This is a genomic window from Halomonas qinghailakensis, assembly GCF_025820815.1.
Lineage (GTDB): Bacteria > Pseudomonadota > Gammaproteobacteria > Pseudomonadales > Halomonadaceae > Vreelandella > Vreelandella qaidamensis.
The window spans coordinates 1,486,319-1,501,235 of record NZ_CP096973.1 but is presented as its reverse complement, the minus strand read 5'-3'; the positions used below and the strand labels follow the sequence as shown (position 1 = coordinate 1,501,235).

At 52.8% G+C, this 14,917-nt stretch carries 12 protein-coding genes; 11 read left to right on the top strand and 1 reads right to left on the bottom strand.

Going from position 1 to position 14,917, the window contains the following annotated elements; all coding sequences use genetic code 11:
• Positions 1-7: 7 nt before the first annotated feature.
• From flhB to M0220_RS07040, 9 genes are all read left to right on the top strand, one after another.
• Entirely contained in the window at positions 8-1,174 is a 1,167-nt protein-coding gene (gene flhB, locus M0220_RS07080) for a flagellar biosynthesis protein FlhB (protein ID WP_264019021.1), read from the top strand.
• A complete protein-coding gene (gene flhA, locus M0220_RS07075; RefSeq protein WP_264019020.1) occupies positions 1,171-3,255 on the top strand; it encodes a flagellar biosynthesis protein FlhA in 2,085 nt (694 codons plus the stop codon). The genes flhB and flhA overlap by 4 nt, the downstream gene beginning before the upstream one ends.
• 52 nt (positions 3,256-3,307) lie before the next feature.
• The gene (gene flhF / locus M0220_RS07070) at positions 3,308-5,527 is read left to right on the top strand and encodes a flagellar biosynthesis protein FlhF (protein WP_264019019.1); all 2,220 of its coding nucleotides are present in this window, start codon (positions 3,308-3,310) and stop codon (positions 5,525-5,527) included.
• Positions 5,524-6,153 carry a hypothetical protein gene (locus tag M0220_RS07065; protein WP_264019018.1) on the top strand — a complete coding sequence of 210 codons (630 nt, stop codon included), beginning with the start codon at positions 5,524-5,526 and terminating at the stop codon, positions 6,151-6,153. Before flhF ends, M0220_RS07065 begins: the two co-directional genes overlap by 4 nt.
• 133 nt (positions 6,154-6,286) lie before the next feature.
• Positions 6,287-6,760 (top strand): flagellar protein FlhE, encoded by a 474-nt coding sequence (locus tag M0220_RS07060; protein WP_198023738.1) that lies wholly within the window; start codon positions 6,287-6,289, stop codon positions 6,758-6,760.
• Positions 6,761-6,786: 26 nt separating this feature from the next.
• Entirely contained in the window at positions 6,787-7,488 is a 702-nt protein-coding gene (locus M0220_RS07055) for an RNA polymerase sigma factor FliA (RefSeq protein ID WP_030074255.1), read from the top strand.
• 39 nt (positions 7,489-7,527) lie between these two features.
• Positions 7,528-8,343 carry a motility protein A gene (locus tag M0220_RS07050; protein ID WP_030074254.1) on the top strand — a complete coding sequence of 272 codons (816 nt, stop codon included), beginning with the start codon at positions 7,528-7,530 and terminating at the stop codon, positions 8,341-8,343.
• A 4-nt stretch (positions 8,344-8,347) separates the two neighbouring features.
• On the top strand, positions 8,348-9,019 hold the full coding sequence (locus M0220_RS07045) for an OmpA/MotB family protein (protein ID WP_030074253.1): 672 nt from the start codon (positions 8,348-8,350) through the stop codon (positions 9,017-9,019).
• Positions 9,020-9,042: 23 nt separating this feature from the next.
• The gene (locus M0220_RS07040; protein WP_264019016.1) at positions 9,043-11,097 is read left to right on the top strand and encodes a sensor domain-containing diguanylate cyclase; all 2,055 of its coding nucleotides are present in this window, start codon (positions 9,043-9,045) and stop codon (positions 11,095-11,097) included.
• Positions 11,098-11,128: 31 nt separating this feature from the next.
• Here M0220_RS07040 and M0220_RS07035 read toward each other — a convergent pair whose 3' ends face one another.
• Positions 11,129-11,683, bottom strand: coding sequence for a hypothetical protein (locus M0220_RS07035; RefSeq protein ID WP_035536863.1), 555 nt, complete (start codon positions 11,681-11,683; stop codon positions 11,129-11,131).
• A 208-nt stretch (positions 11,684-11,891) separates the two neighbouring features.
• On the opposite strand from M0220_RS07035, the gene M0220_RS07030 reads away from it, so the two are divergent.
• Positions 11,892-14,003 (top strand): adenosylcobalamin-dependent ribonucleoside-diphosphate reductase, encoded by a 2,112-nt coding sequence (locus M0220_RS07030; protein ID WP_264019015.1) that lies wholly within the window; start codon positions 11,892-11,894, stop codon positions 14,001-14,003.
• 59 nt (positions 14,004-14,062) lie between these two features.
• Positions 14,063-14,851, top strand: a complete 789-nt coding sequence (locus M0220_RS07025) for a hypothetical protein (RefSeq protein WP_030074249.1) — start codon at positions 14,063-14,065, stop codon at positions 14,849-14,851.
• The last annotated feature ends 66 nt before the right edge of the window (positions 14,852-14,917 follow it).

Sequence of the window (14,917 nt, the reverse complement as noted above, 5' to 3'; positions counted from 1 at the left end):
TGGCCGCATGGCAGATGACGATAGCGATCAGGAAAAAACAGAAGAGGCCACGCCCCGACGCTTAGACAAAGCGCGTGAGGAAGGTCAAGTCCCCCGGTCTCGGGAACTGGCGACCTTTTTGCTGCTATTAGGCGGCGTCATTGGACTATGGAGCATGGGACAAATGCTCTATGACCAGTTAGGCATGGTGATGGAGCAGGCTTTCTTATTCGAGCGTCGTCACGCCATGGAGAGCATGCCGATGCTGGTTAATGCGTTGGATCTAGGCCAGCGCACACTGATTGCAATGCTGCCGCTGTTCTTACTGTTGACAGTGATTGCGCTGGTCGCCCCCGCCCTATTGGGAGGATGGTTAGTTTCCGCAAAGTCGATGCAGCCTAAACTGTCAAAGTTAAATCCAGTTAAAGGGTTAAAGCGTATTTTTTCGACGCAGGCATTGATTGAGTTAGCCAAGGCGATTGCCAAATCAATTCTGGTCGGCGGCATTGCGTCAGCATTTCTGTATGCCAACCTCGGCAAATTTATGGGGCTAATGAATCAGCCCATTCAACAAGCGTTGGCCACGGCATTGAATATGTCGGCCCTTGCTGCGGGTCTGATCGTTTTGTCGTTAATTGTGGTTATTCTGATTGACGTGCCATTTCAGCTTTGGAGCAATGCGAAAAAGCTGCGTATGAGCAAGGAAGAGGTTAAGCGAGAGCACAAAGAGTCGGAAGGCGATCCCCACGTTAAAGGCCGTATTCGCCAGCAGCAGCAAGCCATGGCGAGGGGACGAATGATGAGCAAAGTGCCTGACGCCGACGTTATCATCACCAACCCTACCCACTATGCGGTGGCCCTGAAGTATCAGGAAGGTAGTATGGGTGCGCCGCGGATGGTGGCCAAAGGGGCCGATGCAGTGGCCGCGCGTATCCGTGAAATAGGGCGAGAGGCTGGTGTGCCGCTATTGGAAGCAGCGCCCTTAGCGCGTGCCCTGTATCATCACGTGGACTTAGACGCTGAAGTGCCTGCAGAGCTATATACTGCGGTTGCTGAAGTGATGGCTTGGGCCTACCGCCTGAAACAGGTTGCACAACAAGGAGGCGAGGTGCCCCCAACCCCAGACAACTTACCGGTTCCCCCCGACATGGAACGTTCCAAGCGGGACACCGGTGGCAGTGAGGCGCAATCATGAAAGGCTTAACCCAATTGATCAATCAGCGCGATTGGATGGGCGATGTGCGCATGAAGTTGCTCGCAGGGCCGCTGCTGATTTTGATGATTTTGGGCATGATGATTCTGCCCTTGCCGCCCTTTGCGCTCGATTTGCTGTTCACGTTTAATATCGCGCTGGCCATTATGGTGTTACTGGTCAGCATGTTTGCGCAAAAACCGCTCGATTTTGCGGCATTTCCTGCTGTTCTCTTGTTCACAACACTTTTACGTCTATCGCTTAATGTAGCGTCGACTCGTGTCGTACTTATGGAAGGCCACGAAGGGGGCGATGCGGCCGGTAAGGTGATTGAGGCGTTTGGTACCTTCCTGGTCGGCGGGAATTTCGCCGTTGGCCTGGTGGTCTTTTTGATCCTTGTGATCATCAACTTCATGGTTATTACCAAGGGCGCTGGGCGTATTGCCGAAGTGGGGGCGCGCTTTATGCTGGATGCGATGCCCGGTAAGCAGATGGCCATTGATGCGGACCTCAACGCCGGTTTAATCGGCGAAGAAGATGCTAAAAAGCGCCGCGCTGAGGTCGCTCAAGAGGCCGATTTCTACGGCTCTATGGACGGTGCCAGTAAGTTTGTGCGTGGTGATGCCATGGCCGGTTTGGTCATTATGGTGGTCAATATTATCGGCGGGTTATTGATCGGCATGATGCAGCACGATATGGGCTTTGCGGATGCAGCGCGTACCTATACGTTATTAACTATTGGTGATGGCCTGGTGGCCCAGATACCTGCGCTAGTTATCTCTACCGCCGCGGGTGTCACTGTCTCGCGCGTCAATACTGATCAAGATGTTGGCCAGCAAATGATCAGCCAGTTGTTCGTAAACCCACAGGTCATGATCTTGTCTGCTATGGTGATGGGGCTGTTAGGTTTGGTACCCGGTATGCCGAACCTAGTATTTCTTATTTTCACAGCGCTGCTGGGGGGATTAGCGTGGTTCCTCATTCGCCAAAAAGAGCAGGCACTAGTAAAAGAAGAAATAACGGCCACACCGCTTCCCCAACAGGAAACCCCAGAAGCCAGCTGGGAGGATGTGCAACTGGTTGACACGCTAGGCCTTGAAGTAGGGCACCGTCTTATTCCCTTGGTGGATTCCCGCCAGAAAGGAGAGCTACTCGGGCGTATAAAAAGTGTGCGTAAGAAATTTGCTCAAGAAGTTGGTTTCTTGCCGCCAGTAGTGCATATACGCGATAACTTGGAGCTACCGCCTAATACCTATGTCCTTTCTATGAAGGGGGCCGAAATCGGGCGAGCAGAAGCGCAGCCAGGCAAGTGGTTAGCAATCGATCCAGGCCAAGTCTCTGGGGAACTGCAGGGCACGCCTACTCAAGATCCAGCCTTTGGTTTGCCTGCTGTTTGGATTGATGCCAATCAGCGTGAACATGCCCAGGTGTACGGCTACACCGTCGTAGATGCTAGCACGGTGATTGCCACTCACTTAAACCACCTGCTCCATCGTCATTCGCCTGAAATGCTGGGGCGTCAAGAAGTACAAAAACTGCTCGACAAGCTGGGGGAAGATCAAAAATCGCTCGTCGAAGAGGTCGTACCCAAAGCTATTTCGCTCACCGTGCTGCAACGCATTTTGCAAAACTTGCTGGATGAAGATGTCTCGATTCGTGATATGCGTTCCGTGCTAGATACCCTGGCAGAGCATGCAGGACAGCAGAAAGACGCCAATGAGCTGACCGCCTTAGTGCGCATTGCCTTGGGTCGAGCAATTACCCAACAGTGGTTTGCTGGCCAGGAAATGCTCAACGTGATGGGACTAGATGCTCAGTTAGAGCAAGTGCTGATGCAGGCAATGAACGGTAATGGTGCGATGGAGCCAGGACTTGCTGATACGCTAATGACCCAGGCGCAGCAAGCACTAGAGCGTCATGAAGGTAGCGGTGAAGCGCCGGTGCTGGTGGTGCAGCACTCGCTGCGTGCTGTTTTATCGCGTTTCTTACGTCGTCGTATGCGTCATTTGGTAGTAATGTCCCAGGCGGAAGTGCCAGATGACCGCACGTTGCGAGTCACCACGGTAGTCGGAGGGCGGACATGAGAGTGATACATAGCATTGGTTTTAAGCCATCAAATAGAGGCACAGATAAAGCATGAGCGTAAGACGGTTTGTTGGAGCAAACAGTCGTGATGTGATGCGCCAAGTGCGTGAAGCATTGGGCGAGGACGCTTTAATTGTGGCCAATCGTCGTACCGAGGGCGGTGTTGAAATTTTGGCGATGGCAGATGAAGCCGTCGATCATTTCGAGCCTTCTCCCTCAGCGCTCCCACCGTCTACTTCTGTTTCTCAGGTGGCATTCCCACCACGCGATTCTGATCCGCTTCAAGTGATGAGTGAGCGCTTACTGCGTGAGATGCAGGAGATGCGTGAGCTGCTTTCTCAGCGGCAGTCAGCTGCCGAGCTGCCTGCTACAGAGGGTTACATCGCCCCTCAAGCTCGATTACGCCAGCAGCTGTTGAGCATTGGTTTTAGCGAAGAGCTAAGTGACGAAGTGCTCGCTGAACTGCCAGCGGCACTGGCTCAGCCAGAGGCTGATAGCACGCTTGTTATGGCATGGCTTCGTGACCAGCTAATGGCGCGACTGCCTGTATTAAAAGAGGAAAACGGCTTTTTTGATCAGGCGGGTATTGTGGCGCTGGTGGGGCCAACGGGGGTGGGTAAAACGACTACCACGGCTAAGTTAGCAGCACGTTTTGTGATGCGCCATGGGACGCGTCCCGTGGCGCTTGTCACCACCGACAGCTTCCGCATTGGTGCCCACGAGCAGCTGCGAATCTATGCCCGGTTGCTTGATACCCCCATGTACGCCTTAGATACCGAACAACCGATAGATGAGCTAGTAGGTCGTTTGCAAGGTAAGCAATGGGTGATTATCGACACCGTTGGTATGAGCCAGCGGGACCAGCGTGTGATTGAGCAAATTGCTCAGTTGCAAGGCGGGAAAGCGTCCGTGCGATTAGTGCTGTTGCTGAATGCCGCCAGCCAGCCTGAAACGCTGGAAGAGGTCGTATTGCGCTATCGCCAAGCGGCGCGGGCAGCAGGCGCTGAGTTAGATGATTGTATTATTACCAAGCAGGACGAAGCCGGGCGTTTAGCGCCCGTGCTTGATATTGTCATGCGCCATGGCATGCGCGTGCTATTCGGTTCTTACGGACAGCAGGTTCCTGAGGATATGGCGGTTGCTGACCCTGCTGCATTAATTGACCAAGCGCTTACTGCTCATCCAAACCAAGGGAAAGAGTCACACAGCTTCCCTGCTGCAGGGAATTCAATGGGTGCTCAGTCGGTAACTTTGCCACGCTGGTCCCGCGACGTGCTTGGCCAAGGCCGACGCCTTAGCTCTGTACTGACGCGGCTACGTGACAGGGTGGTCGGCTTCTCAGCGTTAGAGTCTGTCTGGGATATCGCCTCTTTGCCTGGCGTGCTGCAAGATAAACGTCTCGATGCGCTATTAGTAAGCGTGCCTTGTGCGGGAAAGGGGCTAGGCATGGCATGGTTTCCCCGCCGAAACGAACGCGGCTGTGACTGGACGATGCCTGATGTCGGAATAGATGCAGACGGTGGTTGGCTTGCGTTAACCAGCTTGCAGCATCGTCAACCAGCGGGTTGGCACACACGGCTGTTACACCAGGGTGAAGCGATGGGAGCGGCAGTACATTTGCTACCTGTATTCCCTGACCCTACCACGTTAGCGTGGCTAGAAGACCAACACCTGACTTGGATCACACTAGTAACGGCTGCCCAGCGGGTATACTGTCAGGGCGAACGTTATACCCAGCGCCAGCTATTCACAGATAGCCCGCTTTCACATCACACTGATCTGCGCTTTCGTGGCCAAACGATGCAGCTATGGAGTACTTATATCAAGGTGGAAGATGCCGCTGGCACTCCGCTATTGGCATGGGTTGGTGATGTTCGTGATCCGGAAAATGGCAAACGTATCGCGCGTCGTTACTGGCTAACGCCTGCCCGATTAGGCGCAGACGTACTTTCGCTGCTGGTTATCCAGCTTCAAAGCGAAGGGTTATCGAGCCTAACCAAACGTGCTTGGCAGCAGTTGAAAGAGGCGGATAACGGTGAGGTAAGTACCGAAGTGCGCTTGTTGATGGCCAGTGGTATCGCTGCAACAGTGGGGCACCTAGATGCTGCTAGCGATGAGGCGTCGGTAGCGCTGCGTTCCGATCTATTAAGACTACTGGGCACCGCGCGCAAACGGCGCGATACAGCGATGTTAGATGCGCTTGTCCACGCGTTTATGGCGCGTGATGCTATTCGCCAACTTAGCAGCGTTAGCCGAGAGGGGCTGGTATGAGCGCCGACGATCAGGCGGCGGGCCTTCGCAAGTGGGCAGATTTACAGCGCCAGCAGCGCCAAGTGCCATCAGTAGAGGGCGAACCTGCTGGGGGCGAGCCTGTGGAAGAGAAGTTGGCGGTTGAGCCACGGGAGAATACGACAGATCATATAATGTCGCCGTTAATCGCTGCGCCAACGCCAACGCCAACGCCAACGCCAACGCCAACGCCAACACCAACGCCAACGCCAACGCCAGTTCCGCAAAAACCGCTTATTGTGGTTGGTCTGCTTAACGGTGGAGAGCAGCAGGTGGCAAAAGTAAAAGGTCGCTTGGCGCAGTGGTCGGTATTAGGCCGTCGCTGGGCTGGTGATCCGGATGATTGGGACATTCGCATCGTTAATGCTGAAGCCGACGACCTTAGCCAACTGAAAGCTCGCTACTCGCGCTGGGCCTTGTGGATTAATAGCGATGCTGATGCCTTCGCACAGATGTATCGTGTTCTTCGACACGTGCATGAAAACGGTGGTCCAAGGCAGTTGTTAGCATTGCATGAGCCTCATTTGTCGCGCAGAGGCCTGCTCGATAACTTACGAGAAGCAGCCCGTTACTATCTGGATATAGAGCTTTTACTGCTTGCGCGATAACGCTAGCCTGACGCAATGTGGCCGCGTCTTAACTGCGGTATCCAGTGCTTTTATAAGGAATAACAATGCACCTGCCTACCAGTTTCAAGAAGCACCGCCGCAACACACATGTGACGCAAGAAGTTTTCACCTAATGATTTGTTTCAAAAATGCTAGCCCAAAAAATGTTAGCTTTAAAATCGGCTGGTTAGCCGTTGGCCCAACGCCCGCTCGACTGCTCAAAAGCATAGCGATGGTGGCACTAAGCGTTGTCAGCGGAAGTGTCTATGCCGCGACTGGAAGTTGGAGTACAGAGGTACCCAGCGTGTTTGTCACGATGAGTGACCGCGCAATCAGTAGCCAGCCTATTGAACCACCAACGGAGGCACAGGTAGAAGGTGCTGTGATAGGGCGTATTCATTGGCGCTTTCAAATGCCAGCCAATACGCCAGTGAATGCGTGGCTATGTCATCCTGAACAGTGCGTTCCCTTAACGGCAATGCGGGGGATGACTTCAGCATTAGCCGGTAAACAGGTGGATGGGCCGCTGCACTTTCGTTTCTCATTAGCACCGGGCCAGCGACCAGTGCGAGTGCAGAAATTGCAAGTGATCGTGAACTACCAGTGAACAGTGTTTAGCCGTGAGGCATCAGGATGTATACAGCACAAGGCAGGATTAAACAGAGCGAGCTGTTAACTCAATACATGCCACTGGTAAGGCGTCAGGCCTTAACGCTGCAGGTAAGATTACCCGCGAGTATTGAGTTAGATGATCTTATTCAGGCGGGCATGGTGGGTTTATTAGAAGCGTTGGGGCGTTTTGATGCTTCCCAGGGGGCAACATTTGCCACGTTTGCAAGCCAGCGTATTCGCGGCGCTATGATGGATGAGTTGCGCACGCGTGACTGGTTGCCTCGTAGCGTCCGTCGCTCTGCTAGGGCCGTCGATAATACAGTGAGACGCCTTGAACAGCAGTTAGGACGCCCGCCAGAAGAGAGCGAAATTGCGCGGGATTTAGCAATGCCTCTGAATGAGTATCAACAATTACTCAATGATACTAATAGTGGTCAATTACTGCCCTTTGAAGAGCTAGTGGCCGAAGGGAGTGAGCCAGCAAAAGAAGATGCAAACAATTTGCCCTTCGATCAGCTGTTAGACCACCAGCAGCGCCAGTCGTTAATTGATGCTATTGAGGCGTTGCCCGAGCGCGAAAAGCTGTTAATGGCGTTGTATTACCAAGAAGAGCTGAACCTTAAAGAAGTGGGAGCAGTACTGGGCGTGACTGAGTCTCGCGTCTCCCAGCTCCACAGCCAAGCAATTAGCAGGCTTCGTGCTCGTTTGTATGATGCCGCCTAAGACCTATTTAAATCGCTAATAACCGGCGAGGAGCCGTTGATGAATCCATCTACGTTGATCGGCATTTTTGCCAGCATGGTATTGCTAGTAAGCGTGCTGTTTTTTACCGCAGAGTCACCCGAGAGTTTTCTTAATTTACCGGGGTTAGCCATTGTAGTGACGGGTACCTTGGCAGCGACCTTTATCAGTTATCCACTGAAGGAAGTGCTCCGTGTAGTGCGCTTAGTAGGCCTAGTCTTTCGGCGTGAAAATACCTATGTGCGCGATGACATTAACGAGCTGGTTTCCATGGCGCGGCTATGGTTTAAAGGAGATGTCAGGGCGGTTGAAAAGGAGCTAGAGCATACTCGAAACCCCTTTTTGCGCACCGGCATTCAATTAGTAATTGCGAATACAAAAGAAGACGAAATTTTCGATATGTTGCGCTGGCGCATCGCACGATTAAAAGCGCGAGAGCATGCTGAGGCGCAGATATTTCGTACCATGGCCACCTACGCGCCCGCCTTCGGTATGATTGGCACATTGGTGGGGTTGGTCAATATGCTGGAAGTAATGGATGCGGGAGATCTTGATGTTATTGGCCCGCGTATGGCAGTAGCCCTGCTGACAACGTTCTATGGTATTTTGCTGGCTAACCTAGTGTTCAAGCCTATTGCCGTCAAGCTAGAGCGGCGAACGGAAGAGCGACTCATCACCATGAACATGGTGTTGGAAGGCATTTCCCTGATTACCAAACGACGCCTACCCTCATTTATTGAAGAAACGCTTAACTCCTTTATCGTCAATTATCATGACGAAATTCGCGATGCCACGGTAAAGCCGCGACCAACGGCTAGCCCTGCGGCAAAAGGATAGCGCGATGCTTGATCGGGATTCACGGCATGCATTAGAGCTACCCCCTGTTTCCGGTGAAGGAGATGAAAGCTGGCTTACCAGCTACCTAGACGTGTTGACGCTGTTAATCACGCTGTTTGTGTTGCTGCTTGCCTTAACGCCACCGGGCGGTGGCGAAGCCTCTGATAATGACCGGATGCGCTCAGCCACTGCTATTACCTCGCTTCCATTGGCCAGCTTGGCAACGGGTATCCATCCTCGCTACAGCGGACTAAAGCCACAGATGGCAGATGTTAATATCCCAGGGGTAAGTGTCTCTCAGGGACAAGAAGGTGTTACGCTGCGCATTGACGATAGTTTGCTTTTTCCTAGTGGAGACGCTGTATTAACGCCACAAGGGCAAGATGTGTTAGAAAGCCTTCTGACTGTATTAGATTCCTTTGATGGTCAAATTTCGGTAGAAGGCCATACGGATAACATTCCTATTGCCACATCGCGTTTCCCCTCAAACTGGGAACTGTCGGTTGGGCGTGCGATTGCCGTTGTCCGTCACCTTGAGCGTCAGGGAGTGGCTGTTTCACGCATGCGGGCAGTCGGCTATGCCGATACCCAACCCATGGAAAGTAACGCAACGCTGGAAGGCAGGTCTGCCAACCGGCGCGTTGAGTTGTTGCTACGGCAGCAGGCTGAGGGGTAAATAGATTTCTTGAGGCTATTTTTGTGTCGAAGCATCATCCGCTACTGCAGGCGTTCGGCGCCTTACTGGTTCTCGACGCTGATAGTCGACGCATCCAGGCCGTTAGTAGCAATTTGTCATCGCTGTTAAATATACCTATCCCTGACGTGCGTACCCAAACGTTAACGAGCGTGCTGGGCAAGCGCTTAAGCCAGCGCGTACGCTATGAACTACAGGGAAAGCAGCGCTTGTCCGGGCCGCTGACGTTTAAATGCCCCACCCGCTCTCAGCGTTTTCAACTCCATGCTTACCGTTCAGGGATGCATGTGGTGATTGAGATAGAACCTCTTCACACGTTAGGCAAACAGCGTTTACTCGGCACGGTGAATGAACGCTTGATGCGCCTAGCGGAAGCCACCCATCAAGAAGAGTTGCTCGACTATCTAGTGATGGCTGTGCAGGAGCTAACGGGGCATGACCGGGTGTCAGTGTGCCATTTCGATAGTGATTGGCATGGCTTAATTGTCGCGGAATCGTTGGCGACAGGCAGTGTTAAACCGGGTAGCGTTAGTCCAGGTAGAGAAGTGCCACTAGGCCGCTTACCTGCCTTGCTGGGTCAGCGTTTTCCCGCCAAGGACTTTCCGGTTGCGCTGCGGGGTGCCTACGAGCGACATCCGGTACGGCTTATTCAAGACGTTGCAGCACCCTGTGAGCACTTGCTGCCAAGGGGAGCCGTCGTAGACCTGAGTGATTGCTTCTTACGTGCTCCTGCTCCTGAACGGCAGCAGTATTTGCAGCGCCTAGGGGTACGCGGTGCGCTAAGCGTTGCTATGCAGGGCGATACTGGCCTATGGGGCCTGCTATTCTGCCATTCGGCATCTGCCTATCCGGTAACACCCCCGGTACGCGATGCAGTGCGCACCTTAGTACAAATGGCTACACAACGGTTGTTGTTACTGAGAGCCCGCCAGGAAGCACGCTATTTGCAGCGGGTACAAGATAGCTTGGTGCTTTCATCTAATAATCGGTTAAAGCCACAGAGTCCTTATCAGCTGTTTACGGAACACGCGGAGACATGGCAATCGCTCTTTCGTGCCCATGGCGTTGCACTGTGGGTAAAAGGCAGTGTCTATCAAGCAGGCAATACGCCTAAGCCTGAAGCCATTAGCCAGCTAGTGACGCGGATTGAAAAAGCACATGTCCATAGTGGTCCGTGGTGCACCCAAGAGACCGCAAAAGAGCCATTAACGTCCTCATTAGGCATGTCAGAGCAAAGTGGTGTGTTGGCAGTGCCGTTGCCTACTGACCCTTCTCAGCGTGGCTGGCTGATATTTTTTCGTCCTGAGCAAGTAGAAACCCTTTACTGGGCAATGCAGCCCCCTTCAGCGCCACTGACACCGATGATGATGCTGCCTTCTGCTGCATGGTGCGAAGAAGTCACGGGTAAAAGCGAAGCGTGGCAGCGGGTGGAACGTTTGGCTGCAATGGATCTAGGCGAAGATTTAACGCTGGCTATTTCCGCTTACGAAATTAGTACGCTTAACATGCACTTAGAGCGTGAGCGTAAGGCGCTGGCAGACGCAAATCAACGCTTAGAACAGCTGGCGCACTTTGACCCACTCACTCAAGTGTGGAACCGCTACCGCATTGAGCAAGCCATTGATGCGGAGCTGGTGGCGGCAAAGCGTTATGGAGCGGCGTTCGCCCTGCTATTATTCGATGTTGATCATTTTAAGCAGATTAATGACACTCTTGGCCACAGTGTGGGTGATGATGTGTTGATATCGTTGGCGCGCATGGTGGAAAGCTCCCTACGCGGCTGTGACCACTTAGGGCGCTGGGGCGGTGAAGAGTTTGTGGTGTTGGCAACCCACTCCAGTATGGACGCTGCTGAGGGGCTTGCAGAACGTTTACGTAGCCTAGTAGCCACACTTCAGGTAACAGGTTTGAACCAACCGATGACGGTCAGCATTGGTGTTGCCGTATGGCAACCCGATGATAGTTGTAAAACAATCATCGCCCGGGCCGATGCTGCGATGTACCGTGCTAAACGTAATGGTCGTAATCGTGTTGAAATTGCTGAAAAAAATGTGCAATAACAAGCAGCTTTGTTGATTGTCTGCACATGTGTTAATTATCAGCAGAGCTGCATAAGTGCTGCATTCTGTCGATGGCCTCATCTGCACCATCAAGGTTAAAGGTCATATACCACGGATCTCTATCTTGTTGGTCAAAGCCGAGAAACAGCTGCTCGCCTTGGCTCATTTGCGCCATCAGCGTGGGTAAGTCGTTCAGGTAGAAGTGTGCATAAAACCCATCATCCCCACGCTCGGTAATAAATTCCGCCATGGTGTCTATGATCGGCGTGTCATCTACCCGGATTCTGGTGGGCACTAAGTTTACCGCGCGGCTTTCGCCCTGCTGCTTATCCAAGGTAACGCGCATTTCCAACCACGGTAAGTCGCATACCCCCTGGGTTGCGTTAAGGCTTAGCGTGGCATCCGAATAACTATGGGTTTCCACGGCGCGAAAATGCCGTTCATCTCCTAATGAGAGCATCATTGATTGCCAGTGACCATGGGGCTGTATCGCGTCACTATTAAACGTGGCCGCAACACCAGACACGGCGGTACTGAGCAAGGTGGCGCTAAAGGCCGCTAACGCAAAAGGCTTTAAAGTAGGCATAAGGGTGGCATCGCACAAGAAAAATATTAGCCTATCGTTTGTTGAAGATAAGCAAAAGGTAACGCGCTGATTTTCCTATATGTAGTAGTCGTTAACAATAAGAGTGCCGCATATAGTGTGAAGTCATGTCTATACTTCATAGCCACAGGCCGTATAATCGCACCGTTTTGAGCGCTATATTCACCCCGTCGTGAAGGAGTTTCGCAAGATGAGCACCGCAACAAAGGCTATGAAAACCTCGAATGACGTCCCGCTACAGGTTCCCTCAAAAGATATCTGGGACGCTAAATATCGATTAAAAGATCGCCATAGCCAGCCTGTTGACCAGGATGTGGATGCCACCTTTGAACGGGTCGCGCGAGCGCTTGCGGCGGTTGAAGGAGACAAGGCCAATGAATGGCTGCCAAAATTTCGTTGGGCATTAGAAAATGGTGCCATTCCCGCTGGGCGTATTCTTTCCAACGCTGGTGCTGAAGCCTACAAACCTGCTGTTAGTCTAATTAACTGTACAGTCTCACGCACTATTCGTGATTCTATGCGCGATATCCTCGACTCGGTCGTTGATGCAGGCATGACGCTAAAGTCGGGTGCTGGTATTGGCTACGACTTTTCGACCCTGCGCCATAAAGGGGCGTTTGTGTTTGGCGCGGGTGCCGGTACTAACGGGCCGCTAGCGTTTATGGATATCTACGACAAGATGTGCTTCACCGTGGCATCGGCCGGAGGCCGGCGGGGTGCTCAGATGGGCACTTTTGACGTTGGTCATCCTGATGTTCGTGAGTTTATTCAAGCGAAGCGGGAAGCTGGTCGTTTGCGTCAGTTCAACCTAAGTCTATTGATTACCGACGAATTTATGGAAGCGGTGAAGCATAATGCCGACTGGCCGCTAGCGTTTCCATTACACCCGGGCGAAAAAGACGATGTAAAAGCCGGTGATTTGATTTACCGCGATTGGCCCGTTATAGAAGAAGGCTATAAGGTAGATGATGAAGGTCGCGTGGCTTGCCGTGTGGTTGAGGTCATTAAGGCCCGTGAGCTGTGGGACACCATTATGTCCTCGACATATGACTACGCCGAACCTGGGTTTATTTTGATTGATCAGGTCAATCGCATGAACAATAACTGGTTCTGCGAAGATATTCGCGCGACCAACCCGTGTGGCGAGCAACCGCTGCCGCCAGAAGGGGCTTGTCTGCTGGGTTCGGTTAACCTGACCAAATTTGTGATTGAGCCGTTTAGCGACAAGCCCCGCTTTGACTGGGAACGCTACCGTGAAGTGGTCGCTATTTTTACCCGCATGCTCGATAACGTGGTAGAAATCGCTGGCCTGCCACTGCCGCAGCAGCAGCGCGAAATTGAAGCCAAACGCCGCCACGGTATGGGCTTTTTGGGACTGGGTTCGACGATGACCATGCTCAAAATTCCCTATGGCTCTCAAGCATCACTGGCCTTTACCGAAGAAGTAAGCCGTCATCTTGCGCTGGAAGGCTGGAAGCAAGCGCTTGAACTCTCTAAAGAAAAAGGCATGGCTCCGGTGCTTGAGCAAGAGCACACGATTACACCGAAGATGATGCGTGAGCGCCCTCAGCTAGCGGCTGATGGCTATGAAGTGGGCGATAAAGTCCCAGGACGTATCCTGCATGCTCGCTATAGCCAGTACATGGCTAAAGTTGCCGAGCTAGCGCCTGAGTTAGTTGCGCAGCTGGCGGAACATGGCGCGCGCTTTACTCACCACAGCTCTATTGCGCCCACTGGAACCATTTCGCTGTCGATGGGGAATAATGCCTCTAACGGCATTGAACCCTCGTTCTCACACCGTTATTTCCGCAATATCATTCAATCGGGAAAGAAAACCAAAGAGCAGGTCGAGGTTGTTTCGTTCGAACTAGCTGCTTATCGCCACTTTATTGCCGCCGATGCAGTGGAAAGCGACTTGCCCGACTACTTTATTACCGCTGATTCAGTGACCCCTGAGCAGCACGTGGCTGTCCAGGCGGCGGCACAGCAGTGGATTGATTCTGCCATCTCCAAAACAGTCAACGTGCCGACGGAGTTCCCGTTCGAGAAATTCCAGGATCTTTACCTACAGGCTTATGAGAGTCGCCTGAAAGGCTGCACCACCTTCCGCTTTAATCCAGAAGCGTTCCAGGGCGTGCTGGTGCGTGAAGATGACTTGAAAAACACTACCTATGTGTTTGAGCTGGAAAGTGGCGAAACTATAGAGCTAGCCGGCGATGAAACAGTGGTCTACGACGGTGAAGAGCATAACGCCGCGAACCTGTTTGATGCCTTAAAAGAGGGCACCTACGGCAAATGGTAACGATGGGATGCGCTTTGTTAAGAACATTGCCCAATACCTTTTGCTAAGTGGAGAACATCATGGCTGTAGAAATTACTTCAAAAATAGTTGGTTACCGTATTAAGCAGCAGGAGCAGGCAGCCCCTGCCCCTGAACTTCCGGAAGAAGATCCGCTGACGGTAAGGATACCCTCGCGCCCAGAAGGAACGCTCGAAGCAGTATCTGAAAAGATCTCTTATGTAGGTGCAGAAGGGCGTAAAAAAGTTTATCTGCTAGTCTCGTTTATGCCGGTAGAAGGCGTGGTGGGTGGCCGACGTGTGGTGATTGAGCGCCCGGTTGAGTTCTTTTTCCCGTCAGGGCAGCTTTCCAGCGAGCATCAATGGATTACGGCGACGATGCGTAGCCTCTCCTTGGCTGCACGCGGGGGGTACGTCACCCAGGCGGTGGCTGACCTGCGCAAAGTTGCGTGGGATAAAGGGTTGGTGCGCTGTGGAATGAACCGCTGGAACAAGCCCATGTTCCACGATTCAGAAGTAGCGGCAATTGCCTGGTCGATCCAGCAAATTCTCTATCGGCGCGGTTTCTTGGACCAAGATGGCAATCAAGTGCCGGTAGAGACACTGGTAGCGCGCTATGCGCACCGTTTGCAACATGGCCATGCTTGGCAACCGCCGGTAGATGAACCAGAAAGCCACGTTGGTGCGGTTGAACCGATTGGCGGTGCCACTGAAACAGAGAACACTGCAAAAAAGCCTGAAGGCAGTGGCCCAGCTACCGTGGGTACCTGCCCTGAGTGTCGTGGTGACCTCATTATGATGGATGGCTGTCCAACCTGTTATGCCGGTTGTGGCTGGTCTAAATGCGGCTAAGCTAGGCTCACTAAGTCGAACATTAACAAAACCGCCGCGTGGCTTTTCAGGTCATGCGGCGGAGTT